The sequence below is a fragment of the Paraburkholderia agricolaris genome (genome assembly GCF_009455635.1).
GTDB lineage: Bacteria > Pseudomonadota > Gammaproteobacteria > Burkholderiales > Burkholderiaceae > Paraburkholderia > Paraburkholderia agricolaris.
Genome location: NZ_QPER01000001.1, coordinates 2,748,345 through 2,774,428, shown reverse-complemented (window position 1 = coordinate 2,774,428; position 26,084 = coordinate 2,748,345). Strand labels below are relative to the sequence as shown.

Here is a 26,084-nt window from a genome sequence, read left to right as displayed (position 1 = left end):
TTTCAGAGTGCGGCGCGCACGGCCTGTGCGGCCTGACGCCAGCCGGCGCGCATCATGGACTGATCCGAGCCGATGACAAAAAAAGAGGCGCCCGCGGCGCGCCATTGAGGCACGCTCGCGACATCGCCGAGAAAGAGGCCGCCGGCCTTGCCGGCGCCGCTGGCCGCGCTGAGCGCGGCGCGGGTGGCCTGGGCTACGGCGGGGGCGTCGAGATCGAACGTGCGCAGCGAGACTGACAGATCGGCGCGCCCGACGAACAGGCAATCGACGCCGTCCACGGCCGCGATGGCGTCGAGATGCGCGAGCGCGTCCTCGTCCTCGATCTGGCAGATCACGCTGACCGTTTCGTCTTGCCGTGCGATGTGCTCGCGCATCGGCACAGCGCCGTAGCCGCCAGCACGCGCCGAGTTCGAGAAGCCGCGCACGCCGCGCGCATAACGCGTGCAGGCGACGATTTCAGCGGCTTGCGCGGCACTCTTCACGTGCGGCACGAGGACGCCTTGGGCGCCCATGTCGAGCACCTGCAGCAGCGTGGCGGGGCGCGTGTCCGGCACCCGCACAAGGCCCGCCACGCCTGCGGCGCGGCACGCCATCAGGCAGGCGTCGAGATCGCCTGCGCTGAACGCGGCATGCTCGGCATCGATGACCACCGCGTCGAGCCCCGCCGTGCCCGCCACCTCCACGGGCTGATAGTGGCCCGTCTTGATGAACGAACTGACGAGGGGCTCGCCGGCGTACAGGCGGCTGCGGAACGTGTCAGCGCTCACGCCGATTCCCCCGCCTGCGCGGGCGACTTTGCAAACTCGTCCGCCTGGTAATCGACCAGATGACGATAATCCTCACGCAGCGGCGCGAACACGTCGAGGTTCAGCACGACTTCGTCGCCGATCGGTTCCGCGTAATGCATGACGTGCGGCGGGATGCGGATCATCGTGCCGGGACCGCCTTCAATGACATCTTCGTCGAGATGAAAGCGCACCCGGCCCTGCACGATCAGCACGAGTTGCTCGAACGTGTGGCTGTGCGGGAACACCTGCATCCCGGGCGTAAGCCAGTTCATCACGCACATGACGTCGTCGCCGCGGAAGCCCACGCGTTCCACGCCCTTGCGCACGACCTCGCGCGGCAGCTCGTTCCAGTTATGAAGCAGATCCTGGTAGTTCATTAGGGGTTGTCTCCTGCAAGTTGGAGCGGCGTGCACTACGGAATTTGGTGCTTGCCGGTGTTTCGATTAAAAGAACAAGTTTTCGATGGAAAGAATCGTAGATCGCGTTGGCTACCGGGGTCAAGCGATACCGTTCGCAAACGGCGTCGGGATTTTCACCTGGTGGCAAGTGCTTGACATGGCTCGAATCGTACGTCTAGGATGTGTCGTTGAAAAGAACATAGTTTCGTTCAAAAAAACAAAGTGGCTAATGAAAGGTGGTCGGAAGACCCCGCAACCAGGACGCAAGATGATTTTGAATACTCCTTTGCTGATCGACGGCGCGTGGCGCGCCGGCACCCATGCGCAGCGGGCAACGGTGCGCGACCCCGCGACCGGCGCCGCACTGGGTGAACTCACGCTCGCAAGCGAGCAGGACATGGCGCTCGCGCTCGAAGCGGCGCAGCGCGGCTTCGAGATCTGGCGCAAGACCTCGGCGTATGAGCGGTCGAAAGTGCTGGGCCGGGCCGCCGATCTGCTGCGCGAGCGTGCTGAGACGATCGCGCAACTGATCACGAAGGAGCAGGGCAAGCCGCTTGCCGAGGCGCGGGTGGAAGCGGGCGGCGCGGGCGATCACGTCGACTGGTATGCGGAAGAAGGGCGGCGCGCTTATGGCCGGGTGATCCCGCCGCGCCAGCGCGGTGCGCGTCAGATCGTCCTGCGTGAGCCGGTCGGGCCGGTCGCGGCATTCAGCCCGTGGAACTTTCCGGTCTCGCAACTGGTGCGCAAGATCGCGGGTGCGCTGGCGGCCGGCTGCTCGATTATCGCGAAGGGACCGGAGGAAACGCCCTCGTCCTGCATCGAAATGTGCCGCGCGTTTCAGGACGCGGGTGTGCCTGCCGGCGTGTTGAACCTGCTGTTCGGCGTGCCGGCCGAGGTCTCGTCGTTCCTGATTCGCTCAGAGGTGATCCGCAAGGTGTCGTTCACGGGCTCGGTGCCGGTTGGCCGTTCGCTCGGCGCGTTCGCCGCGCAGCACCTGAAGCGCTGTACCCTGGAACTGGGCGGCCACGCGCCGTTCATTGTCTGCGACGACGCGGACATCGCGGCGGCAGCCGCGCTCGGCGCGAGCCTGAAGTTCCGCAATGCGGGCCAGGTGTGCGCGTCGCCGACGCGTTTCTTCGTGCAGTCCAGTGCCTACGACGCGTTCGTCAGCGCGTTCGCAAGCCAGGCCGCGCGGCTCGTGGTCGGCGCGGGCGCGGCGGCTGAGACGCAAATGGGCCCGCTCGCGCACGCACGCCGTGTCGACGCCATGGCCGGGTTCGTCGCCGACGCGCGCGAATGCGGGGCGACGGTGCAGGTGGGCGGCGAGCGCGTCGCGGGCACAGACGGTTTCTTCTTCCAGCCGACCGTGCTCGTCGACGTGCCCGACCACGCGCGCGTGATGCGCGATGAGCCGTTCGGCCCGATCGCGACGGTGCTGCGTTTCGACACACTCGACGAAGTCATCGCGCGCGCCAACGCGTTGCCGTACGGGCTCGCCGCATTCGCGTTCACGCGCTCGATCGCCACGGCCACGCGTCTCGCGGACGATCTCGAGTGCGGCATGGTGTCGATCAACCACTTTGGCCTCGCCGCGCCGGAAACGCCGTTTGGCGGCTGGAAGGACAGCGGGTACGGCAGCGAGGGCGGCAGCGAAGGGCTCGATGCCTATCTGCAACCGAAGTTCGTCAGCCAGATCGGCATCTGACGGGGATGGCGATGGAGACGTTCGACTACATCGTGGCGGGCGGCGGCTCCGGCGGCTGCACGGTCGCGGGCCGCCTCGTCGAGGCGGGCTGCAGCGTCCTGCTGCTCGAAGCCGGCCCGCGCGACAACCATCCGTTCATCCACATTCCGGGCACCTTCATTCGCGTGCACGGTACGCGTCGCACCTGGATGTACCGTACCGACGCGCAGGCGCATGTCAACGGCCGCGAGGTTTTCATCCCGCAGGGGCGCACGCTGGGCGGCGGCAGTTCGGTGAACGCGATGATTTACATCCGCGGCCAGCAACAGGACTACGACGACTGGGCCGCGGCGGGCGCGAAGGGTTGGAGTTGGGCCGACGTGCTGCCGGTGTTTCGCCGCGCGGAGGGCAACCGGCGCCTGGGCGCGCCGCTGCATGGCACCGGTGGGCCGCTGAAGGTCAGCGACGGCACGCATCGCCATCCGCTGAGCGTCGCGTTCGTGAACGCGGCGATGGAGGCGGGTGTGCCGTATACGGAGGACTTCAATGGCGCGGCCCAGCAGGGCGTCGGCTACTACCAGACCACGACCGACGCAGGGCGCCGTTGCAGCGCCGCCGTGGCGTATCTGGGCCGCGTGCGCGGACAGCGCAACCTCAGTGTGCGCACCGGCATGGAGGTCGAACGGCTCGTCTTCGAAGGGCGCCGTGCGGTGGGCGTGATCGCGCGTGCCGACGACGGCAGCCGTCATGAATTCCGCTGCCGTGAAGAGGTGGTGCTGAGCGCGGGCGCGCTCGCCACGCCGAAGATTCTGATGCATTCCGGTGTGGGCGACAGCGTGCATCTGCGCGATCTCGGGCTGGGCCTGCTGCACGACCTGCCCGGTGTCGGGCGTAACTTTCAGGATCACCTCGCGGCGTCGGTCTATGCGCGTACGCGCGAGCCGATGAGCCTGCTTGGCCACGATCGCGGCATGAAGGCGCTGCGGCACGGCCTGCAGTACGTCGCCGCGCGGCGTGGCCTGCTCACGTCGAATGTGATCGAGAGTGGTGCTTTCGTCGATGCGACCGGCTGCGGGCGTCCCGACGTGCAGTTCCATGTCGTGCCCACGCTGGTTGGCGACGTCGATCGCGCGCCACCCGAAGGTCACGGCCTCTCGCTGAACCCGTGCGCGCTGCGCCCGAAGTCGCGCGGCACGCTGCGCCTGCGCAGCGCCGATCCGCACGACGGTTTTGCACTCGATGCCGGGTTCCTTTCCGACGACGAAGATCTACGCGTGCTGGTGGCGGGCGTGCGTTTCGCCCGGCGTATCATGCGTGCTCCTTCGCTGGCGCGGCATCTCGACGGCATGCTGATGCTGCCCAATCTCGACGACGACGCGATCCCGCAGCAGGTCTACGAAGACTATGTGCGCTCGGTGGCGAAAACGGTGTTTCATCCGGTCGGCACTTGCCGGATGGGCACGGATCCGCTCGCGGTCGTTTCGCCCGAGCTGCAGGTACGCGGACTCGACGGACTGCGTATCGCCGACGCCTCGGTCATGCCGCTGATTGTGAGCGGCAATACCAACGCGCCGACCATCATGATCGGCGAACGCTGCGCCGACTTCATGCTCGCGCAGCGGCAGGCCGGCGCCCGGCGAGCGGCCTGATACAGGAGGCAGGGCGGACGCGGCCACAGAGCCGCGCCGTCCGCGACGATGAGCCGTAGCTCACTGCGTACTACCCACACTACCCGCATTACCCGCATTACCAATAACAGCACACTACGCAGTCCAGGAGACACCATGAATCTGCTTTCCCGCTCGACGTTCGAGTCCACGCGCGACTGGGCGCTTTATAACCGGATCGCTCGCCGCATTCTGCCGTTCCTGTTTGTCCTCTATATCATTTCGTTTCTCGATCGCGTCAACGTCGGCTTCGCCAAGCTGCAGATGGCGGCCGACATCGGTCTGAGCGACACCGCGTTCGGCTTCGGCGCGGGCGTGTTCTTCATCGGCTACTGCCTGTGCGAGATTCCAAGTAACCTGATGCTGCAACGCCTGGGCGCGAAATTCTGGATCGCGCGCATCATGGTTCTATGGGGAATCGTGTCGTCGTGCATGCTGTTCGTGCATTCGCCGCATTCGTTCTATGTGCTGCGCTTCCTGCTCGGGATCACCGAAGCGGGCTTCTATCCGGGCATCGTGCTGTATCTCACGTACTGGTTCCCGGCTTACGCGCGCTCGCAGGCGATGGCGTATTTCAACCTTGGCATCGCACTCGCCGGCGTGTTCGGCAGTCCGCTTTCGGGCTGGATCATGCAGACGTTCGCGGGGGTGTGGGGACTCGCCGGCTGGCAGTGGCTGTTTCTGCTCGAAGGATCGCCTGCCATTCTGTTTGGCATCGTCACGTACTTCTATCTCGACAACGGTCCGGGCAAGGTCCACTGGCTGAGCGCCGAGGACAATGCACGCGTGACTGCGCAACTGACGGCCGAACGCGCTTCGAGCGAACGCGACGGCGCGCGCCACGATTTTCGCGCGGCCTTCTCGAACGTCGGCATCTGGTGTCTGATCGTCACGAATTTCACGCTGCTGTGCGGCACGTACGGTGTGTCGTTCTGGATGCCGCAGATCGTGAAGAACCTCGGAATCCGCAACCTCATCACGACGGGTCTGCTCGCGGCCGTACCGTTCGCCGTGGCCGCGGTCGTGATGATTATCGTGAGCAAACACTCGGACCGTACCAAGGAGCGCCGCTGGCACGGCACGATTGCCACGTTGCTGTCGGCGGGCGGCCTCGCGTTCAGCGCCTGTTTTCATGCGCAGCCGTGGCTCTCGCTGATCGGCCTGAGTGTGGCGATGGCGGGAGGACTCTCGGCGTTCTGCGTGCTGTGGGCGCTCCCGGGCATTCTGCTGACAGGGCAGGCCGCCGCTGCCGCAATCGCCCTCATGGCGATGATCGGCAATCTGGGCGGTTATGCGAGCCCATTTCTGATCGGCTGGCTGCGCGACCGTACCGGGCACCTCGAAAGCGGACTCTATGCGCTGGCCGTGGCGACGCTGGTCGGTGCGATCACGATGGCATGCGTGCCGCAACTGCGGCAGCGCCGGCGTGCGTCGGGGAACGCGAGGTTCGGCGATACGCCGGTTTGAGTTGACCTGTGCGCTGTATCGAATGCGTTGCAAGCGCGGCTGCGCTCGCGACGCACTCAGGCTTTGGCGGGCCGCCCGGTTTGGGCCTGTTGCAGATCGCTGCCCTTGTAACCGAGATTCCACGAGATACGCAGCGCCGTGCGCACGAGTGGATCGACGATGGTTGCCGGCGGCGCTTTCGGAATGTACTGGATGCTGCCCACGAGCGCGAGCGTGCCGACCGCACACGCGGTGCTGTCGAGGATTGGTGCTGCGACCGCACTGATGCCGAGCGTTTCCACTTCGAATGCGACGGCATAGCCCCGCTCGCGCGTCTTGCGCACGATCGCGTCGAGCTCGGTTTGCGCCGTGACGGTGTGCGGTGTGAATGCCGTCAACTCCTGCTTCTTCAATTGCGCACGCAGCTCGGCATGACCGAACGCGAGCGCGACATAGCCCTGCGCGTTGGCGTGCAGCGCGAGGCTCGTGCCGGGCCGCACACCGATCTCGAGCGCGGCCTTGCCGACCACCGTGGCGAGCACGGTCAGCTCGCGCGCACTTAGCCCGGACAGCACGACCGACATCCCCAGCTCTTCGCGCAGCTCGCGCATGGAGGTTTCCGCCGCGCCCAGCAGGTCGATGCGCGACGCTGCCGCGCGGCTCAGCAGATACGCCTTCATGCCCGGACGGTAGCGCGACGTCGCCGGATTCTGTGCCAGATAGCCCAGCTCCAGCAGCGTCTGCAGATGACGAAAGACCGTGGCCTTGGTCGTTTTCAACTGCACCGCCAATTCGCTCACGCCGATCTCGTCGGGGGCGCCGACGACGCCTTCCAGAATGTCGAACGTCATTTGCACCGACTTGACGCCGCTCTTGGTTTTTTCCTCGTCCATCTTTTGATCATCCCCTCGCGCCGCGCTTTCGCGCGCGCCAATGCCTGTTTCGTGAAGGCCGCCGCTCACCGTGAAGCAGCGGTCATTTTGCAATGCACATATATCACATCAGCTCCCCAAAGAGTGTTCGCGCTGCGTGACGCTGTCACGGAAGCAGAAACATTTTTGTACCGCAATTAGAAACATGGTAACGTAAAGCGAAACGACGGGTGATCAACCCAATCCATCATTTCCTGTCACGGAGACTCTGATGAGCACGCTGAACCAACTCGATATCGACCACCATCTGCATCCGCAGACCAACCTGCGTCAGCATGAAGAAATAGGACCCCTGATCATTGAGTCGGGTGACGGTCCCTATGTCATCGATACCGAAGGCCACCGCTATTTCGAGGGCATGTCGGGACTCTGGTGCGCGTCGCTTGGCTTCAGCGAAAAGCGCCTGGCCGACGCCGCGCATCGCCAGATGCTGAAGCTGCCGTATCAGCAGACGTTCGCGCATCGCAGCAGCCGGCCCGTCATCGAACTTGCCGCACGCCTGCTCGAACGCGCGCCCGTGCCGATGTCCAAGGTGATGTTCCAGAGCTCGGGCTCCGAGGCTATCGACACGGCGATCAAGCTCGTCTGGTATTACCAGGCAGCAGCGGGGCGGCCCGGCAAGCGCAAGATCATCGGCCGCCGCCGCGGCTATCACGGCACGACCGTCGCCGCGGCGAGCCTCACGGGCTTGCCGAACATGCAGACAGGGTGGGGCCTGCCGCTGCCGGAGATGCTGCACGTGAGCTGCCCGCATTTCTATCGGGAAGGCCGCGCAGGCGAAACGGAACAGGCGTTCAGCGCGCGGCTTGTTACCGAACTCGAACAACTGATTCTCGCGGAAGGGGCGCAGAACATTGGTGCGTTCTTTGCCGAGCCGGTCATGGGCACGGGCGGTGTGGTCGTGCCGCCGCAGGGCTATTTCGAAGGCGTCCAGGCGGTGCTGCGCAGGCACGATATTCTGTTCGTCGTCGACGAGGTGATTTGCGGCTTCGGGCGCACCGGGCATTATTGGGGCTCCCAGGCTTTCGATCTCGTGCCTGACATGCTGGCGTGCGCGAAGGGCCTTTCGTCGGCGTATCAGCCGATTTCCGCGCTCATGCTCAGCGACACGCTTTATCAGGCCATTGCGAGCCAGACGGACGCGCTCGGCGGCTTCGGCCATGGATTTACCTACGGCGGCCATCCGGTGGCCGCGGCGGTCGCGCTCGAAACGCTCGATCTTTATGACGAATATCGGATCCTGGAGCGCGTCGCGGCCACGGGCGCATTGCTGCAGGCCAGCCTGCGCCAGTTGGCGGAGCATCCGCTGGTAGGCGAGGCCCGTGGCCTCGGCCTCATGGGTGCGCTCGAACTGGTTGCCGACAAGAGCACGCGCGCGCCGTTCGATCCGCAATTGCAGGTGCCGAGACGTGTGACCGACGCGTTGCAGCGGCGCGGCTTCCTGTTGCGCGCGCTTGGCGCCTCGGTGCTGTTCGCGCCGCCGCTGATCAGCACGCCGGCGCAGATCGAAGCGCTGCTGGCGGCGGTGCGGGAGTGTCTCGACGAAGCGGCACGCGGGGTGTGCGATTGATCGATGCGGCAAGAACCGATTGACACGGTCTTTTTGTCAACAGACGATGGATCACTTAGAGAAACGATGTAACGCCTATCGAAACGATAGGCGGACGACTCAGATGGTGACTTTGACTCCGCGCACCCGTGACACTTCGTGCGTGAGCGCCCCAACTATCCATGGTATTCGCATGAAACTTTTGAGCCGCACCGGCTTTGAACGCGACCGCGACGATGCGCTGTACAACCGGATTGCGTCGAAGCTGCTTCCGTACCTCGTTCTGCTCCTCGTCGTGTCGTTCGTCGACCGGGTCAACGTCGGTTTCGCCAAGCTGCAGATGGCGGGTGACATCGGTCTGAGTGACCTTGCGTATGGCACGGGTGCCGGCCTGTTCTTCCTTGGCTACTGCGCCTTCGAGATTCCCGCGAATCTGATTCTCCAGCGTGTGGGCGCGCGCCGCTGGCTCGGTGCAATCATGCTCGCATGGGGCGTGATTTCCGCAGGCATGGCGTTTGTCGCCAACACCCACCAGTTCTACGCGATGCGGGTGCTGCTCGGCATCGCCGAGGCGGGTTGCTATCCCGGTGTCATGCTCTATATGACGTACTGGTTCCCCGCGCGTTTGCGCTCGCAGGTGTGCGCGATCTTTTTCCTCGGCCTGACCTTTGGCGGCATGCTGGGCGGCCCGCTCTCCGGCTGGATTCTGCAAACGGTGCCGCAATGGGGCGGGCTGCGCGGCTGGCAGTGGCTCTTCATCATGGAGGCGTTGCCTGCCGTCGCGCTCGCGCTCTTTACGTTCGCGTGGCTGCCCAACGATCCTCTCGACGCGAAGTGGCTGAGCGCCGACGAGCGGCGTTACGTTCACGCGTCGGCGCGCGGTGGAGACGGCGCGCAAGCCGCTGCAACACGGCCGGCCCGCGTGGTGGACGCGCTGTGTAGTCCCACGGTCTGGCTGATGGCGCTGGCAAACTTCGCACTTCTCGGCGGGGCGTACGGCGTGAGCTTCTGGCTGCCGCAGATTGTCCGCAGCGCGGGGATCGCGAATCTCCTGCATGTCGGCCTTCTGTCCGCGCTGCCGTATGTGTTCTCGGGCGTCTGCATGGTGCTCGTGGCGCGTCATTCGGATCGTTCGCAGGAGCGTCGCTGGCACTCGATCCTGCCAATGCTGCTGTCGGTCGCCGGCTTCTGGCTGGCAGGGGCGACCTCGGGCCACCTGGCCTGGGGGCTGATCGGCCTGATCCTCGCGGTGGTTGGTGCGCAGACCTCGTCGGGCGTGCTGTGGTCGGTGCCCGCCACCTTGTTCTCGGGTTCCGCGGCCGGCACCGCGCTGGCGATGGTGACGATTGGTGGGAACCTGGGCGGCTATGCGATTCCCTACATGATCGGCTACGCGCGGACCCTCGCCGGCGGTTTCGCACCCGGCTTCTATGTACTGTGCGCCGTGCAGGTTCTCGGCATCGCAGCGCTGCTGCTGATTCCGTCGAGCCGGTTCCGGATGAGCGACGCGTCGCGCGATGCGCAGGCATCGTTGTCTGGTATGAACGCCGCATCGCCCCGTAACATCGCATAAGGATAAACAGACGATGAAGGTCTTCTATTGCGAGAGCCAGCGCGAACACGATCCGGGATCGTTTGTCGTGCATGGTCGCGCGACCGTCTATACCGAGCAGCCTGCGCGTGCCGACGTGCTGCACGCGGCCGCGCTTGCTGCCGGTTGCGTGGCGCACGTTCCCGACGATTTCGGATTGAGTTCGGTCGAACCGGTGCACACGGCGCGCTATCTCGACTTTCTGCTCCATGGACTCGATACATGGCGACGCGCCACCGGCGTCCCCGGCCCGATGGTGCCGAGCTTCCATCCGTTCGGCGAGGCGAGCGTGTATCCGGATTCGATCGTTGGACGGTGCGGGTTTCATGTCGCGGACACGACGTCTCCCATCTCGGATGGCAGCTGGCGTGCAATCCTGCGCAGCGCACACGCGGCGCATCACGCGGCGCGCGCGGTGCTCGACGGGGATGCCGTGGCCTACGCGTTGTGCCGCCCGCCAGGGCATCATGCGGAGCGCGAGCGCGCCGGTGGATTCTGTTACGTGAACAACGTGGCGGTTGCCGTCGAGCAGTTACGCACACGCTTGCGGCGCATCGCGATCGTGGATGTCGACGTGCATCACGGCAACGGACAACAGAGCATCTATTACGCCGACCCTGGCGTGTTGACGATCTCTCTGCATGTCGACCCCGCCGCTGCGTATCCATTCTTCAGCGGCGGCAAACACGAGTTTGGCACGGGCGCCGCGCTCGGGTGCAACCGCAATTACCCCATGCCGAAAGGTACGGCCGACGACGTCTACCTGACGACGCTCGACGCGGCCTGCGCGGAGATCGCAGGCTTTGCGCCCGATGCGCTTGTCGTGGCGCTTGGTCTCGATGCATCGAAGCACGATCCCTTCGCGTATTTCCAGATCACGCAGAGTGGTTTCGCCCGCATCGGCGCACGCCTCGCAAGCCTGCACCTGCCGACGGTGCTCGTGCAGGAGGGTGGCTATCTCGCGCCCGAGCTGGGCGAGAACCTGCGCAGCTTTCTGCGGGCGTGGTTCTAGCGTCGCGATCTGGCGCGCGGATTGCCGTGCGACGCGTCACGTACGACGAACCTCCCGGCGGCAGATTTTCATGATTATTATGTAATCCAAAATAAATTTAACGTAAGGAGTCGGAGATGCAGAGGAAAATGAAATGGGCGGCCGCGGCGGCATCCTTGCTGATGCTGAGCACCACGGCTGGCGCGGCGCTGGCGGACGAGACGGTGACCTTCGCGGGGTACGGCGGCGCGTATCAGAAGGGCATCGTAGAGGCGCTCGCGCAACCCGCGGCGGCCCGGCTCGGTTTGTCGCTGGTGCAGAACACCACGCCGGGGCTCACGGCGGTGCGCGTGCAGGTTCAATCCGGCAGTCCCGCATGGGACATTGTGAATCTTGGTTCGGATGAGTGCGCGGCGGGCAGTACGCAACATCTCTTCGAGCCGCTCGATTACCGGCAGATCAAGACCGACGGCATCGCGCAGAACGCGTGGGCGAAGGACTGGATTGCGAGCAACTACTACAGCGTCGTGCTCGCGTACCGCAAAGACAAGTATCCGAACAATGCGCCGCGTACGTGGCAGGACTTCTGGAACGTCAGCAAATTTCCGGGCCGCCGTGCAATGTCCGACGCGCCGATCGAGTCGCTGGAAATCGCGTTGCTTGCCGACGGTGTGCAACCGGACAAACTCTATCCGCTCGACGTGGACCGTGCCCTCCGGTCGATCCAGAAACTCAAGCCGGCGGTCAGTGTCTGGTGGTCCAGCGGCGCGCAATCGGCGCAACTGATCGAAAGCGGTGAAGTCGACATGGAGATGATATGGGGCAGCCGCCTCACGCCCGTGCTGCACGACAACGCACCGGTTGCGTATTCGAAAGCCGAGACCATTCTCGGCATGGGCTGTCTCGCGATTCCGAAGGGCGCGCGGCACGCGGCTGCCGCGCAGAAGATGATCGCGCTGATGATGTCGCCGGAGTTTCAGGCGAACATTCCGCATGCGCTCGAAGGCTACGGCCCGACCAACGCGCGCGCGTTCGACGTAAAGCAGTTCTCGCCACAAGAACTCGCCGAACTCAACTCCAGTCCGCAAAACCTCAAGAACGCCGTGAAGATCGACGGCCGCTGGTGGGGCGCCGGCGACAACCAGAAAACTGCCACTGCGCGCTACAAGGCCGCGATTTCCCGTTGAGGCGACGACACAGGTGCAGACAATGAAAGCGACAGTTTCGATCAGGAACGTCAGCAAGTCGTACGGTGCGACGACGGTGCTCGACAACGTTTCACTCGACATCGGCGCGGGTGAATTCCTCACTCTGCTGGGTCCGTCCGGTAGCGGCAAGACGACTTTGCTGATGGTGCTGGCCGGATTCACAAGAGCGAGTTCAGGCTCGATCAAGGTGGCCGGCACCGAGTTGCTGACGATGCCGCCACATCGGCGCGATGTCGGCATGGTATTTCAGAACTACGCGCTCTTTCCGCACATGGACGTGGTCGGGAACATCGGCTATCCGCTCAAGCTGCGGGGCGTCGACGGCGCGACACGGCGGCGGCGCGTGGCAGAAATGCTCGACGTGGTGCAACTCACGGGATTTGGCGAGCGCAGTATCAGCGCGCTTTCCGGTGGTCAGCGGCAGCGCATTGCGCTGGCGCGCGCGCTTATTTTCGAGCCGCGCATTCTGCTGCTCGACGAGCCGCTCTCGGCGCTCGACAAACAGCTGCGCGACCGCATGCAGATCGAGATCCGGCGGCTGCACGAGCGTTTCGGCACCACGACGATCAATGTCACGCACGATCAGCAGGAAGCGCTGACGATGTCCGATCGCATCGCCATCGTCAACGGCGGCGCGCTCGTACAGGTCGGCACGCCCGAGGAGATTTACCGGCATCCGCGCAATCGGTTCGTTGCGCAGTTTATGGGCGAGACCTGCATGGTGCCGTTGCGCCGCGATGCACACGCGGCCTGGTTCGGCGACACGCGCGTTGCTGCTGCACCCGCACGGACGAGCGAGGCGGGTGGTCTGTGGATGGCACTGCGCCCGGAATCGCTGAGCATCGTCGAGACGGCGGACACCGATAGCCTGTGCTTCGACGCCGTGGTGAAGGACCAGGTGTACCGCGGCGACGCGCAGATCGTCTATGCGGACCTGGCCGATGGCCACGAAGTGAAGGTTCTGATGCCGCCCGGCGTCTCGCTCGCCGAGCGGCGGCGGCTCGCACCGGGCGATCGCGTCAAGGTCGGTCTGCCGCGCGAGGCGCTCGTGCTGGTCGGGGAGGACGCATGAATCTCACCTCGAACGAAACCGCCATCGTCGGCCCGCGGCAGCTCGAAAACGAAGTTGCGCTGCGACGCCTTGAAATTGCCGGACGTTTGCGCATGGTTTTGCTGGGCATGCCGGGGCTCGCTGTCGTCGGTGTGCTGTTGGTGATTCCTTTCGCGTGGCTAGTCGAAAAATCGCTGCAGAGCGATGCCGGACAATGGTCGCTGGCCAACTATATGGCCCTCCTTGATCCGGTGTATCTGCGCTCGATCGTGACGACGCTCGAAGTCTCGCTCGCGGTCACGCTCGGCGCGGTGCTGATCGGCTATCCGGTTGCGTATCTGATTTCGCAGTTGCCGCGCCGTATCGCGGGCATGCTGCTCGTGGCCGTGGTGCTGCCGTACTGGACCTCGACGCTCGTGCGCACTTACTCGTGGCTTGTGCTCCTGCAGCGCAACGGTGTGGTGAACGACCTGCTGGTCGGCAACGGCCTGATCGCATCGCCCCTCCATCTGGTGAACAATTTTACGGGCGTTGTGATCGGTATGACCCATGTCATGACACCCGTGCTGATCATGCCGCTCTACGGCGTGATGCGTGCAATCGACCCGAGCCTCGTGAAGGCCGCCGCGAACTGCGGTGCGTCGCCTCGCCTCGCGTTCTGGCAGGTATTCTTTCCGCAGACGCTTACGGGGCTCGCCGCGGGCATCGTCATGGTGTTCGTGATCTCGCTCGGCTATTACGTGACGCCGGCCCTGCTTGGCGGTGGCAACGTCAACGTAATGGCGATGCAGATTCAGACCACGCTCGCCACCGAGGGTGACTGGGGGCTCGTGAGCGCGTTCGGCGTCGTACTCGTGCTGATCGCGCTGTTCGCGTCGTGGCTGGTGCAGCGCATCTGTCGTGCGGTCGCGCCACGGGAGGGCCATTGAAATGCAGATGATCGCTACCGATACGCAGATCACGCACGCGCAGCGAGCATGGCTCTATCTCCTGTGCGCATTGGTGCTGGCGTTTCTCGTCGTGCCATGCCTGCTCGTTATTCCGATGTCGTTTTCGGCGGACAGCTTCCTGCATTTTCCGCCGCATCACTTGAGCCTGCGCTGGTATCGCAGCTTTCTCGCCTCGGACGACTGGTTGCGCGGCGCGCGGGTTTCGCTGGAAGTCGCGCTCGCCACGGTTGTGTTCGCCACGGCGCTCGGCACTGCCGGCGCGTACGCGATACGCCATCTCGGCGGCAAGTTCGGCGGCGTAGTGCGCGCGGTATTCATGCTACCGATGATCGCGCCCGTCATCCTGATCGCCGTTGGGGTGTTCTTCGTCTATGCGCGGCTCGGCCTGAACAACTCGCTTGCGGGGCTCGTGCTCGCGCATACGCTGCTCGCGTTGCCGTATGTGGTGATCACCGTGGGCGCCGGCCTGGAAACCTGCGATCTCACGCATGAGATGGTGGCGCGAAGTCTGGGCGCGGGGCGCATGCGGGCGTTCTTTGAGATTACGCTGCCGCAAATCGCACCGGCGATCTATTCGTCGCTGTTGTTCTCGTTCATGACCTCTTTCGACGAAACGGTGATCGTGCTGTTCATCTCGGGCGGCGACACGTCGACGTTGACGCGTCTGATGTTCGAGAATATCCGTGATCAGCAGGACCCGACGATCGCCGCAATCTCTACGCTGCTGATTCTGATTTCGACGGCGGCGCTCGTCGGCGCGCAGTGGTTGTCGAGGAAAAAAGTTAGCACCTGACGTCCATGGCCGGCCGCGAGAAGCGGTCGGCCATTTTTATTCCGCTGTATTTCACCACTCGCTTATTACCATTTCAATCATGAAACTTAGGACTACATTATTGTTAATCGCGACTTGCTACGCCGGTGTCGCCCACGCGCAATCGAGTCTCACGCTATACGGAATCGTCGACGAGTTCGTGCAATACGTTAATACGGGCAACGGCTACACGGCGGCGATGGGGTCGAGTGGTCAATGGGCGAGCCGCTTCGGCCTGCGTGGCAAAGAGGATCTGGGCGACGGCTATGCTGTCAACTTCGTGCTCGAAAACGGGTTCGTGCCTACGACGGGTGCGTTGGCGAGCACGGGCAGCCTGTTCAATCGCCAGGCGTGGATCGGCCTGTCGAGCGGCTGGGGGCAGGTGCGCTTGGGCCGGCAGAATTCGCCACTGTTCATAGACGAAGGCAGGATGGACGCGTTCGGCGCTGTCACGCAGGCCTCGGGGCTCGACAACATCACAACCTATGGTATTCGCACGAGTAATACGATTTCGTATCTCACGCCCTCGTTTCATGGGCTGAAGGGCGGTGTCTATGTCGGTCTCGGCAATGCAGGCGGTTTGCGCGGCACGGGTGCGAGTTATCAGTTCGACGTCACCTACGATCAGGGGCCGTTTTCCGCATTCGTGGCGGGGCAGGCACTGCGCAACACGGACGGCGCATCGACCGATCGCACGATTCTCTCAGGTGTGTCGTATGCGATCGGCAAGTTCACGATCTACGGTGCCTACACATGGGCGAAGTGGGACGAACTGGCGCTGGATGCGAACACCTACGGCGTGTCGATCGGGTACACGATCAATCCGTTCAACTATCTTGCGCTCGGCTGGGCGCAGTTGACGGATCGAACCTCGGCGGGCAACGGTGCGCGCCAGTTCAGCGTGATGTACAACCACGATGTCTCGAGGCGCACCAGCTTCTACGCTGCCGTGTCGCTTCTGCAAAATCGCGGGCAGGCCGGCTATACGCTGGCCGGCGCTGCGAATGCCGGGCTGGCGCTGGCGTATCCTGGTGCGCAGGCGCGCGGTGTTCAGGTCGGTCTCGTGCATCGCTTCTGACCGGTGTATCTGCGTGGCTAGCCTCGTGAGGAGTCACGTAGCCACCTCGCTCACGCAGCGGCATTTTTGCGCTCCGGCTGTTCCTTGTGGCGGTCAAGGAGAGCCGTATTGCGCGTGCAGCGGACCGCGAGCACATGGCCCCGTTAGCGTCGAGATCCATTTAACCTTGGACTTTCTGGAGCGCACCCAAAACTATAACGACCAACGGCTGATATCGGCACATTAGTCCTGAGTGGCCATATCGGTAACGTTGGCCTGTACCAGTGCGCGCGCAAGCAGGTACACGACTGGCAAGTCGTCGTCGTCACGTCGCCAGTCGATGGGTTCGTCGAGATCCATCCCGGACAAGCGACTGTCGCAAAACCGGACAAACGTTGAGCGCACCGCCTCGTTGTGCCTTGCCAGGAAACCCCGATTCTCAAAGACCTGTTCGTCGATTGTCAGCAGTGTCCGCCATGTCGGCAATTGCGCGCTGCTTGAGTAACGGCGACGGCCATTGTCGAGGTGACGACCTGCGACCGTGGCAATGATTTGCTGGAGATCGAGCGACGCGCTGCGGAGTGCGCGTTCGAGGGCGACCGGATTGATGTCGTGGACATCCCTATCAGGAGTAGCGTCCTTAATCATATTGTTATCTTCCTGAAGACTCGCAGCATCAACGTTGATGCTTCAACAACGGCTGGTTGCGCTCTGCCAGCAGCAGGCGGATCTGCGCAAGATAGTTATCGCCGACCGTGCAGTCGTCAACAGGTCGGAGTTGTTGATGAGGCGTTGGCGGACGTACGCCGAGATAGCGGCACACCGCGGACAGGTACGGCTTGCCGTTGCCTCCCAGATGCCGCGCAGCGGCAGCTACGCGCACGTCGCCGACATGCTTGCGCAGCCACGCAAGCGTTTCGCGATCACCGTCGTTCAAGATGCGGATGAGCTGGTTCATGACCGATCCTGTATATAAAAACAGTACTGTAAATTTATACAGTATTTGGCCAGGATGCAAGTCAATTTTCAGGATGCCGCACTCGACGGGAAGAGAGCACAGATGGCAATCAAGGTCGATACGGAATAGGTTGCCCGGCAGGCAGAAGCGGATGACACATTTCTGCCCGATCACTGGGCGCGGGATGAACGGCTCTTGTCAAAATCGCCGTGGCGGTCTTTCAGGATTTTTAGAGCGTTCTCCGCAGCCTCCTGAGGGATCTGCGCGGCTTCGACAATGGCATCTGGCACCGGGACTCTATCGGGCACCCGGTATCTAAAAACGAGATGCGAAGCATCGAAAAATACAACTATTTTTATGTCCAGCGCGACGCTAACCTGACCTCACAAGACGGCAGGTTACGCCTGGGAGACGGTGTAACCAGACTACCCTGAATTTGATGGCGGTAGAGAGCAAATTATGGACAGTGTCGACCTGGAGGTACTCAGGACAAGTATTGCCTGGATGGAGAAAAATCAACGTGTTCTGCTGGTCACGGTCGTCAGGACCTGGGGGTCTTCTCCGCGCCCGGAAGGCGCGATGCTGGCCATCCGGGGTGACGGCGTCGTTATTGGCTCTGTTTCGGGTGGCTGCATCGAGGACGACCTTATTCTGAAGGTTCGCGAGAATGGAATAACGAATGAGCTGCCGGAGATGCTGACCTACGGTGTGAGCGCGGAGGAGGCGCATCGTTTCGGTTTGCCATGCGGAGGAACTATCCAACTCATGCTTGAGCCCCTCGGCAGAGACTCCAGGCTGGAACAGCTGGTGAAGGAAGTGGAACGTGGCAATCTCACTGCCCGCCATCTGGATGTCAGGACGGGTCGTGTTTCCCTTGACCGAACCCACGCCGTCGGCCGTGTGACGTACAACGGAAATATATTCACTGTCGTTCATGGACCCCGTTGCCGGCTGTTGGTCATTGGGGCAGGGCAACTGAGCACATATCTCACTCAAATCGCTTCGGGACTGGATTACCAGATTACCGTCTGTGATCCCCGTGAGGAGTACCTTGAGGAATTCTTGCCTCCAACTGTATCGCTTGTTCGTGAGATGCCGGACGACGCGGTAATTTCAATGAAACTCGATGCACGCTCGGCCGTCGTAACGTTGACTCACGATCCGAAGTTGGATGACCTCGCCCTAATGGAAGCTCTGAAGACCGATGCATTTTACGTTGGTGCGATCGGGTCGCGAAAAAATAACGCAGCCCGCAGAGAGAGACTTAAGCTCTTCGATTTAAGTGACGAGCAGATTGCGCGGTTGAGGGGACCCGCTGGTCTCTATATTGGAAGCAAGACGCCACCCGAGATTGCACTATCGATACTCGCAGAGATGACCGCAGCAAAGAACGGAGTTGTGGTCGGAAGGCTCAATACCGTACGGGGAGCAAAGGAGCGAGAAAATCAGCTAGGGAAAATCTCCGAACAGGGCGTCGAATTTCTCGAGTCATCATGCAGTACTTCATAACGATGAGGAAAAGCTGATATGGTTGCATTAAGCGAATCAGCGATACATGTCGCAAGCAATACTCAGGATGCCTATCAGAGACTCCGCGATGGTGCTACCCGAATCATCTCCGGTGCCACCTGGATTTTGCGCAACCCGCTTCGCGGTGAAGCATGCAGCGAGCGCTATGTGGCGGTCGGTCATCTTCAAGAATTAAAGGGCGTCCGCATCACTGGTGAACGTGTATCGATTGGGGCAGCCGTTACGCATGCAGAACTCGCGGACGCAATATCAGAACTGCCTGACCTCAAGGGTCTCTGGCTGGCGGCGGCAAAATCAGCGAATCCCGCGATTCGCGCTGTCGCAACGGTCGGTGGAAATTTATGCACGGTGGACTTTGAGGCTCCCGATATCACGACGGCGCTGTTAGCCCTTTCGGCCGGCGTCGAGATTCTCATGGAAAACGGAACGGTCGAGATACCTGTCGAACGGTTCATCAGGGACCGAAGCAATATTGGTGGCCCATTTCTGGTTACAGCCGTGCACGTCAGACGCGCGAATCAGTTGACGTCGCATCAAAGGTTACCTTTGAGAGTCGCAGGAGACTATCCGGTTGCCATCGTCAGCATATCGGTCGACGTCAGCCGCTCCACAGTTAGTGCAATCGCAGTCGGAGCGGTCGAAGCCGCACCTCGACGATGGACATCTCTGGAGCAAAGTTGGCAGTCGTTGGGTGCAACGACCGGGACCGCTAAGGAAGTTGCGCGTGATTTCTCAGGAGAGTTCACTGGTCGCGATAGTGTTGAAGCGCCCGGCTGGTACCGCACAAGCGTACTCGGTGCGCTGTTGGAAAGAGCGATGAAAGATACGGAAGAGCAGGCAAAACGCGTCGGGCATACGAAATGGCAGTGACCCTCAACATAAATGGCGAGCAAGTGACTACGCTGCGGGGTCCCTTGAGCCCATTGATTGACCTTCTGCGCGACGAGATGCAACTCACCGGTGCCAAACCGGTGTGCCGCGAAGGATTTTGTGGGGCATGCACGGTACTCGTTGATGACATACCAAAGGTCGCATGCCTGCTGCCCATCAAATTTCTGGAGGGCAAGCAAGTTAATACGATCGAATCGTTTGACGTCAATGAGCAGTTGTCGCCACTTCAGAGAGCGTTCGAAGAAGCGGATGCGGTGCAGTGCGGTATGTGCTTCCCTGGTATGGTAATGAGCCTTACTGGAAGCCTTCATAGGCTCTCGTGTGATTCAACTCGAGAAGAGGTCAAGGCATTAATGTCGGGCAATATTTGTAGATGTACCGGATACGAACGGATCGTTGACGCTGTGATGGATTTGCTTAACGCGGAAAACGGTGAGGTGCGTCATGTCTGACCCTACCGGCGCCGTCATGAATTTCCGTCGCCGCGACGCGCGCGACAAACTCAGAGGTCGCACGCGATATACGATTGACCAGCAGCTGCCCCGCATGCTGCAGGCGTTCATCCTGAGATCAGAAGTCGCGTTCGGACGCATCACGAGACTAGACGTTTCTTTGGCCGGGAAGATGCCGGGAGTGAGAGGCATTATCACAAACGCTGACGCACCTTTGCGACACGGCATCGGTATTGCCGACGAAGTCCTGTTCGCGTCAGACTACGTGCGCTTCGTCGGGGAGCCTTTGGCTGCTATTGCCGCTGACACACTAGAACAAGCTAAAGCAGCGGCAGAGACAATCATTGTTGAAATCGAAGAACTCCCGGCGGCTAAGACGATGCAGGATGCGCTAGCTGAAGGAGCGCCGCTGATCCACCCTGATTGGGCGGATTACGACATCCTGCTAGAGGGGGGCGCCCGTGGTGAAAACGTCGCGTGGGAGGCGAAAGTCGTACGCGGAGACACTGATGCAGCGTTTGCCAGAGCGGACGTTCGCATTGTCGAAACAAAACACCGTGTCGGCCGTCAAAACCATCTGTCTTTTGAACCGCGTGCCGTAGTCGCAAGCTATGAAGACGGCCGGTTTCATATTCGAACGTCCACGCAGGTGCCTTGGACTGTCCGTAACACGACAGCCAAAGTGCTAGGTATCCCTCCATCGGACGTCCGGGTGACAGTCCCACCCGTCGGGGGAGCTTTTGGGCTCAAATTCGACTGCGCAGTCGAGCCCTTCGCAGCTGCGCTCGCAAGAAAGACTGGACGCCCCGTTCGCATCGCAAACACGCGGCAGGAAGAGATGCAGGTCTGTCTGTGCAGGGAGAACGCCGATATTTTGATACGTTCAGCTGTCACTGCTGCCGGTGAAATCGTCGGCAGAGAGGCCGTGATACTCATGGACTGCGGCGCCTATGGGGGAGAGCAGATTTTCCTGACCACGATGACGGCTCATACGCTAGGCGGGAACTATAAGCTCGGAGCCGTAAAAATCTCCACCAGAGCGGTGTATACGAACACGCCCCCGAACGGTGCGTTTCGCGCCTGCAATGGGGTGTACAACACGTTTGCTCTGGAGCGCCATACTGACGAAATCTGTGCCGCCATCGGAATGGCGCCTGATGAATTTCGTCGCCGCAATGTCCTGGGCGACCAGGACGTTGGCTCCACAGGACAGGTGTTCGAAGGAGAGGTTTTGCGGCCGATGCTGGAAAAGATGGCCGCAGTCATCGAGGCAAAGCCCGACAACCAGCACCTCGCAGGCACAAGGCTATACGGTCGCGCCACAACAGTCGGTACCTGGTTCATCTTTGTCGGACCCTCCGCTGCCACGGTCAACCTGAACGCGGATGGTAGCGCGACACTGGTTACCTCCGGAGTGGAAATCGGCTCCGGTTCAACAATGCAGTCGCTACCTCAAATCGTGGCTAACGCGCTAGGTATCGACCCGTCGAGAGTAGTTGTAAAGGCGGCCGATACTGACGCAGCAGGGTTCGACTTAGGGGTCGGAGGGGGACGGACGACCGTATCCCTTGGCGCAGCAAGTGTCGCCGCATGTGCGGATGTGCGGCAAAAGCTTTTAAAGGTAGCGTCCGAAATGCTCGAAGTCTCAGTAGATGACCTGGTTCTTCGGGATGGACGGGTTGAAATTGCAGGCGCACCCGGTTCCGGCGTCGTTCTAACCAAGGTATTGGAGCGCGCTCACAAAACCGTTGGTCCAATTGCCGGCAGTGGGTCTTTTACGAAACCTGGAGTCGCAGCCATGCCTGGTTGTGCGTCCGGACACTTTATCGATGCTATCGATATCCCGGTGTTTGCCGTGCATGACTGTGAAGTCGCGGTCGACAGGGACACTGGGCACGTCGAAATCTTGTCCTATACCGTCGTGCAGGACGTCGGTCGTGCGCTCAATCCGCGTGCCATCTTTGGTCAGATTCAAGGCGGCGTTGTGCAAGGAATCGGCTACGCACTGCATGAAGAAATCAGCATCGATGACACTGGGAGAGTGCGACAGACGGGACTTGACTCATTTCGCGTTCCTTTGGCGCAAGACGTTGTGCCTGTTGACATCCATCTTTACGAAGGTGCTCCTTCAATTGGACCGCTCGGAGTGAAAGGCGCAGGCGAAGTTCCCATCTTGAACGTTGGGGCGGCCGTTGCTTGCGCAGTGTCCAGAGCTATCGGCAGGGGAGTGTTCGAACTGCCATTGACTCCGCCACGGGTTCTCTCGCTCATGCAAGAAAGAACGCCGGCCCTGCACTTTCCGGAGATAAAACCCCGCTGGGTTGAGAACACTGTCGAAAAAGGGATGGAAGCATGACCGTCCCCCTTCCTGGCGATCGGGAAAATGAAGAAGAGTGCTCCCCCCTGAGTTCGATAGATAACGTGAAATCCGCTTTACGGGACGTAGGCTATTTTGCGGGAAGACGCCTTGCGACCGCGGTATTTCTCGCTGCAAATCTCCGCCGGCCGTTGTTGCTTGAGGGTGCGCCTGGCGTTGGAAAAACCGAACTGGCGAAATCTTTGGCAGCCGCTCTGGGGCGCCGTCTGATTCGACTCCAGTGCTACGAGGGGCTCGAACAACGGCAAGCGGCTTACGAGTGGAACTACTCGGCCCAGTTATTGCACGCACGTGCGATGGAGGCCACAGGAGGCTCAATCGCTGACGTGGAGAAGTCCTTTTATGACCCGCGCTTCCTTCTGGAGCGCCCGCTTCTACAAACATTGCGTGCGCAGCCGCCGGGCGCTGTTCTGCTTATCGATGAAGTGGACCGCGCAGATGAACCCTTTGAGGCTTTCCTCCTGGAATATCTCGGAGAGTACCAGCTCACAATTCCCGAGTTCGGCGTTGTTTCGGCCGCGATTGCGCCCATAACGATTCTGACCGGAAACCGAACTCGCGATTTGGGTGATGCATTAAAACGGCGCTGCCTCTATCAATGGATTGAATTTCCGCCCTACGAGCAGGAGGTGGAAATCATCTTGTCGCGTGCGCTATCCGTTAAGGAAGGGCTCGCGTGCCAGGTGGCCAGATTCGTCTCGCTGTTGCGCGCACGCGGCGAGGATATCGACTTCAATCGTCTCCCCGGTGTTGCCGAAGCGGTCGAGTGGGCTCAGTCACTTCACCTGATGGGCATCGAAAAACTAAGTGCCGCAGCCGTATCTGATACCTCAGGCGTCTTGTTTAAGGATCCTCACGACATTGCAGCTTTGTCGACAAATCAGGTCGAGACACTGATTCGCGAAACGGAATCCACTGGAGTTTGAATGGTCCGGACTCAGACCAGCACAGGTGACGCAGCCGGTGGGGCTTTTATCGACCGTTATTTAGGGTTCGCTTCAGCACTCCGGCGCGCTGGCATTCCGGTCGACATCGACCGTATGACGGTCGGCCTACGAGCTCTGGAATGGGTTGGCGTCGACAATAGAGGCGATATCAAGGATGCTTTAGAAGCAGTTCTGGTCTCACGGGAGGCAGACCGCGACCTTTATCGCGACGCGTTTGAGCTCTGGTTCTCGCCTGATGGTTTGGGCGGTATGGCTGACTTCATTAAGCCGTCGGATGAGCGGCATCAAGCCACTCCGTCGGTCAGTCGCCGGCTATCACGTGCCGCTCCGCCATGGGCTCTAAAATCCATGAGTTACACAATACCGCCAGATGTCCAACTTGACGGGAACATCTTGCCCAGTGCTCGCGAGCGATTGCGATTTGCCGACTTTTCTGGGCTGTCTGATGCCGAATTCGAGGAGGTCCTTCGTTTCGCCCAGACCATTCCGTTGGCGCTTCCGCGGTATCACAATCGACGACTACGTAAGCGGAAACAGTTGTCCGACAAAAATCCAGTCGACTGGTGTACCTCGGTAAGCGAAGCATGCCGAACCTGTGGCGAATTCGTGAATCTCTACCATCTCTCGCGCCGTAGCAACCCGGTACCCATTCTCGCATTGGTGGACGTTTCCGGGTCGATGAAGCGGTACGCTCGAATTGCGTTCGCCTTTTTGCATTCCGCCTTACGCCCTCCTGTCTGTTGTGATGTATTTGCTTTCGGAACGCGACTGTCGGATGTACGGAAATGCTTCAAGACCCCGGACACCGAAAAGATGCTGGCTCGTGCCAATGACGTTATCTCCGACTATGCGGGTGGGACCCGGATTGGACCGTCGCTTAAGGAATTACGGCGTAACTTCAGTCACTGCATATCACGCGGACGAACGGTTGCCGTCCTGATTACCGATGGCCTGGAAACTGGAGACATCTCTGTATTGCGCGCTGAGCTCGAATGGATGCAGAGGAATGTGCGTGCCATCATATGGCTCAACCCTATGCTTCGATACGACGGATACACAAACGCTACAAAGGGTGCCAAAGTGTTCTCCGAATTCGCGGACGTTTCACTTGCCGTTCACAATCTGGATTCGTTGCAGGGGCTGTCATCGGGCTTAGGAACCGCTCTCCAGGCGCTAGACTGATCGTATCCCTGGCTTCATGATGGGTATGCGGATGCCAGACTGCGCGCAGACTTTTTGTTACCAGATCCGGGCGACGCTCAGTCCATGCTTTTTTTCGGGGGCATCAACGATGAAAGAAGTAACTGCGCGGCGATCGTAAAGACTATTGTGCAATTGCTGCATCGGTGATTCGTCAGGGGTGGTCTTAGGGAGCGCCCCTGCCGGAGATAGCAATGCGTATCGGTTACTTGCCCTCGAAGGCAGCCTGCGAAGAAGCTGCTACGGGCACGGCCACAAACCATTCACGTTTTGCCCGTCGCATGAGGAGCGAATACGCGAACAGAGATATCAGGAAAGTCGCGGGCGCCGAGAATGATGAGACATTGCTGTGAATGCTGTTCAGGAGAAAACCAGCCAGTGCCCCCAGAAGCCACGCAATGAGGCCGCCAGGATTGAACGTGGGAACGTAAGCGTCGCGAACTTCGATGTCAGGCCCAACAAGTTGCTCGTACCGATTCGAGAAAATGTGTGCGAGCGCGACTCCTACCCATGCGACAACAAAAATCCCCTGGTAGGCAAGAGCTTGCAAGAGTTTCGAGAAGACATCGGCCATCATCATCACATAGACGCACACACCCACTACCAAGGCCCAGAAGAATTTGGGTGCGTTGATATTGACCAATTTCTGGAAAAAAGCCTGCATGTTGATTGTCGCCAGATAGTAGTTCGCGGTGTTGATGCGCGACTGGGTGACCCAGACAAAAAGAAGGCCCCATATGCCCATAAGTTTCAAAAGGGCGAAGACCACCGAGACTTCGGTGAGCGGCCCAAGGCCTGGAATAGATGCGACGAGATAGATGCCGATTGCTCCGTTAACCAGAAAGGTCAGGAGGTAGAAAGGGATCCCGAAGTTAAAACGGCCGTGGTAGGTTGAGTCCGATCTCTTACCGAATCTGGCGTAGTCGAACGTGTACATCATCAACACCCAAACGCCCATGTAGTATACGAAGCAATTCCACCAACCAGACGTCGATATTTCCTTCGAACCTCCGAAGTCCAGCCACGTTGCGTTGTACCCATATTCATAGGTCGTTAAAACGACGGCGGCGATCAGACCAAAAAGGTAGAACGGAAGAAGTACGCCGTTAAATTTATCGAGCCAGTGCTGCACACTGCCGAACACCAGCGGGACACTGTAGCAAACGACAATTAGCGCGGCCCATTTATAAGTCAAGGCGGGAAATAGGTGATTCGCCGCGACAGCGATAACCGAACCTTCGAATACGGCGTAGTACATAGCAGTGGCGAAGAAGATGAGCGTTGCCAGCGCAGCGCCCGCACTTCCGAACAACACTCGCGAGAAGAGCGCCACCGAGAGCCCCGTGCGGATGGCATAGCGGCTCATCACACTATTGACGATGCCATACACAACAACTGATAGTGCCATGCCAATCAGCGCATTTCGCGCGCCGTAGGTAAGTGCGAGTGTGGCTCCCACCACGATGTAAAAAACTGCGCTACAAACGGCCCACCACGCCATGGTGAGCGACATCGCCGGCATTCGAGCGGCTTCCGAGATGGCTGATGTTGACGAATCAAAGTCGTCATCCTTATTTTTCTTTGTCAAATTGGCCATAGCATCACT

The 26,084-nt window shown here is 60.9% G+C and carries 23 protein-coding genes; 17 read left to right on the top strand and 6 right to left on the bottom strand.

Annotated features, from left to right (window positions below):
- Window positions 1–2 precede the first annotated feature (2 nt).
- A complete protein-coding gene (locus GH665_RS12270) occupies window positions 3–767 on the bottom strand; it encodes an HpcH/HpaI aldolase family protein (protein ID WP_153136080.1) in 765 nt (254 codons plus the stop codon).
- A complete protein-coding gene (locus GH665_RS12265; RefSeq protein WP_153136079.1) occupies window positions 764–1,165 on the bottom strand; it encodes a cupin domain-containing protein in 402 nt (133 codons plus the stop codon). Before GH665_RS12265 ends, GH665_RS12270 begins: the two co-directional genes overlap by 4 nt.
- Before the next feature lie 289 nt (window positions 1,166–1,454).
- Between GH665_RS12265 and GH665_RS12260 the strand changes: the two genes are divergently transcribed.
- The 3 genes from GH665_RS12260 (at window position 1,455) to GH665_RS12250 (ending at window position 6,004) form a co-directional block, all read left to right on the top strand.
- On the top strand, window positions 1,455–2,891 hold the full coding sequence (locus tag GH665_RS12260) for an NAD-dependent succinate-semialdehyde dehydrogenase (protein ID WP_153136078.1): 1,437 nt from the start codon (window positions 1,455–1,457) through the stop codon (window positions 2,889–2,891).
- An 11-nt stretch (window positions 2,892–2,902) separates the two neighbouring features.
- Window positions 2,903–4,519, top strand: coding sequence for a GMC family oxidoreductase (locus GH665_RS12255; RefSeq protein ID WP_153136077.1), 1,617 nt, complete (start codon window positions 2,903–2,905; stop codon window positions 4,517–4,519).
- Between the two features lie 135 nt (window positions 4,520–4,654).
- The gene (locus GH665_RS12250; protein WP_153136076.1) at window positions 4,655–6,004 is read left to right on the top strand and encodes an MFS transporter; all 1,350 of its coding nucleotides are present in this window, start codon (window positions 4,655–4,657) and stop codon (window positions 6,002–6,004) included.
- A 56-nt stretch (window positions 6,005–6,060) separates the two neighbouring features.
- On the opposite strand, the gene GH665_RS12245 is transcribed toward GH665_RS12250, so the two are convergent.
- Entirely contained in the window at window positions 6,061–6,876 is an 816-nt protein-coding gene (locus GH665_RS12245) for an IclR family transcriptional regulator (RefSeq protein WP_153136075.1), read from the bottom strand.
- Between the two features lie 250 nt (window positions 6,877–7,126).
- Here GH665_RS12245 and GH665_RS12240 point away from each other — a divergent pair, with 250 nt between their 5' ends.
- The 8 genes from GH665_RS12240 (at window position 7,127) to GH665_RS12205 (ending at window position 16,144) form a co-directional block, all read left to right on the top strand.
- Window positions 7,127–8,485, top strand: coding sequence for an aminotransferase (locus GH665_RS12240; protein WP_153136074.1), 1,359 nt, complete (start codon window positions 7,127–7,129; stop codon window positions 8,483–8,485).
- Between the two features lie 172 nt (window positions 8,486–8,657).
- Entirely contained in the window at window positions 8,658–10,037 is a 1,380-nt protein-coding gene (locus tag GH665_RS12235) for an MFS transporter (protein ID WP_167530942.1), read from the top strand.
- 13 nt (window positions 10,038–10,050) lie between these two features.
- Window positions 10,051–11,067, top strand: coding sequence for a histone deacetylase family protein (locus tag GH665_RS12230; RefSeq protein WP_153136072.1), 1,017 nt, complete (start codon window positions 10,051–10,053; stop codon window positions 11,065–11,067).
- A 116-nt stretch (window positions 11,068–11,183) separates the two neighbouring features.
- Window positions 11,184–12,233 carry an ABC transporter substrate-binding protein gene (locus tag GH665_RS12225; protein WP_153136071.1) on the top strand — a complete coding sequence of 350 codons (1,050 nt, stop codon included), beginning with the start codon at window positions 11,184–11,186 and terminating at the stop codon, window positions 12,231–12,233.
- Between the two features lie 22 nt (window positions 12,234–12,255).
- Window positions 12,256–13,326: an ABC transporter ATP-binding protein gene (locus GH665_RS12220; RefSeq protein ID WP_153136070.1), complete on the top strand. Its 1,071-nt coding sequence runs from the start codon at window positions 12,256–12,258 to the stop codon at window positions 13,324–13,326.
- Window positions 13,323–14,234 (top strand): ABC transporter permease, encoded by a 912-nt coding sequence (locus GH665_RS12215; RefSeq protein ID WP_153136069.1) that lies wholly within the window; start codon window positions 13,323–13,325, stop codon window positions 14,232–14,234. The genes GH665_RS12220 and GH665_RS12215 overlap by 4 nt, the downstream gene beginning before the upstream one ends.
- Window positions 14,235–14,241: 7 nt before the next feature.
- A complete protein-coding gene (locus GH665_RS12210) occupies window positions 14,242–15,048 on the top strand; it encodes an ABC transporter permease (protein WP_153138407.1) in 807 nt (268 codons plus the stop codon).
- Between the two features lie 100 nt (window positions 15,049–15,148).
- Window positions 15,149–16,144, top strand: coding sequence for a porin (locus tag GH665_RS12205; RefSeq protein WP_246216195.1), 996 nt, complete (start codon window positions 15,149–15,151; stop codon window positions 16,142–16,144).
- Between the two features lie 222 nt (window positions 16,145–16,366).
- Here the strand turns inward: GH665_RS12205 and GH665_RS12200 are convergent, their stop codons facing one another.
- Together GH665_RS12200 and GH665_RS12195 are read right to left on the bottom strand one after the other, a co-directional pair.
- Complete coding sequence (locus tag GH665_RS12200; protein WP_153136067.1) at window positions 16,367–16,771, bottom strand: DUF2471 domain-containing protein; 405 nt, start codon at window positions 16,769–16,771, stop codon at window positions 16,367–16,369.
- Between the two features lie 28 nt (window positions 16,772–16,799).
- Window positions 16,800–17,081, bottom strand: a complete 282-nt coding sequence (locus GH665_RS12195; RefSeq protein ID WP_153136066.1) for a CppA family protein — start codon at window positions 17,079–17,081, stop codon at window positions 16,800–16,802.
- Between the two features lie 459 nt (window positions 17,082–17,540).
- On the opposite strand from GH665_RS12195, the gene GH665_RS12190 reads away from it, so the two are divergent.
- Genes GH665_RS12190 through GH665_RS12165 form a run of 6 tightly spaced genes read left to right on the top strand, consistent with a single transcriptional unit; the run spans window position 17,541 to window position 24,460 of the window.
- A complete protein-coding gene (locus tag GH665_RS12190; RefSeq protein WP_153136065.1) occupies window positions 17,541–18,590 on the top strand; it encodes an XdhC family protein in 1,050 nt (349 codons plus the stop codon).
- Window positions 18,591–18,608: 18 nt separating this feature from the next.
- Window positions 18,609–19,481, top strand: a complete 873-nt coding sequence (locus GH665_RS12185) for an FAD binding domain-containing protein (RefSeq protein ID WP_153136064.1) — start codon at window positions 18,609–18,611, stop codon at window positions 19,479–19,481.
- Window positions 19,472–19,954, top strand: coding sequence for a (2Fe-2S)-binding protein (locus tag GH665_RS12180; protein WP_153136063.1), 483 nt, complete (start codon window positions 19,472–19,474; stop codon window positions 19,952–19,954). Before GH665_RS12185 ends, GH665_RS12180 begins: the two co-directional genes overlap by 10 nt.
- Entirely contained in the window at window positions 19,947–22,310 is a 2,364-nt protein-coding gene (locus tag GH665_RS12175) for a xanthine dehydrogenase family protein molybdopterin-binding subunit (protein ID WP_153136062.1), read from the top strand. Before GH665_RS12180 ends, GH665_RS12175 begins: the two co-directional genes overlap by 8 nt.
- Window positions 22,307–23,257: an AAA family ATPase gene (locus GH665_RS12170; RefSeq protein ID WP_153136061.1), complete on the top strand. Its 951-nt coding sequence runs from the start codon at window positions 22,307–22,309 to the stop codon at window positions 23,255–23,257. Before GH665_RS12175 ends, GH665_RS12170 begins: the two co-directional genes overlap by 4 nt.
- Window positions 23,258–24,460 carry a vWA domain-containing protein gene (locus GH665_RS12165; protein ID WP_153136060.1) on the top strand — a complete coding sequence of 401 codons (1,203 nt, stop codon included), beginning with the start codon at window positions 23,258–23,260 and terminating at the stop codon, window positions 24,458–24,460.
- 223 nt (window positions 24,461–24,683) lie between these two features.
- Here the strand turns inward: GH665_RS12165 and GH665_RS12160 are convergent, their stop codons facing one another.
- Complete coding sequence (locus GH665_RS12160) at window positions 24,684–26,075, bottom strand: purine-cytosine permease family protein (protein ID WP_153136059.1); 1,392 nt, start codon at window positions 26,073–26,075, stop codon at window positions 24,684–24,686.
- Window positions 26,076–26,084 lie beyond the last annotated feature (9 nt).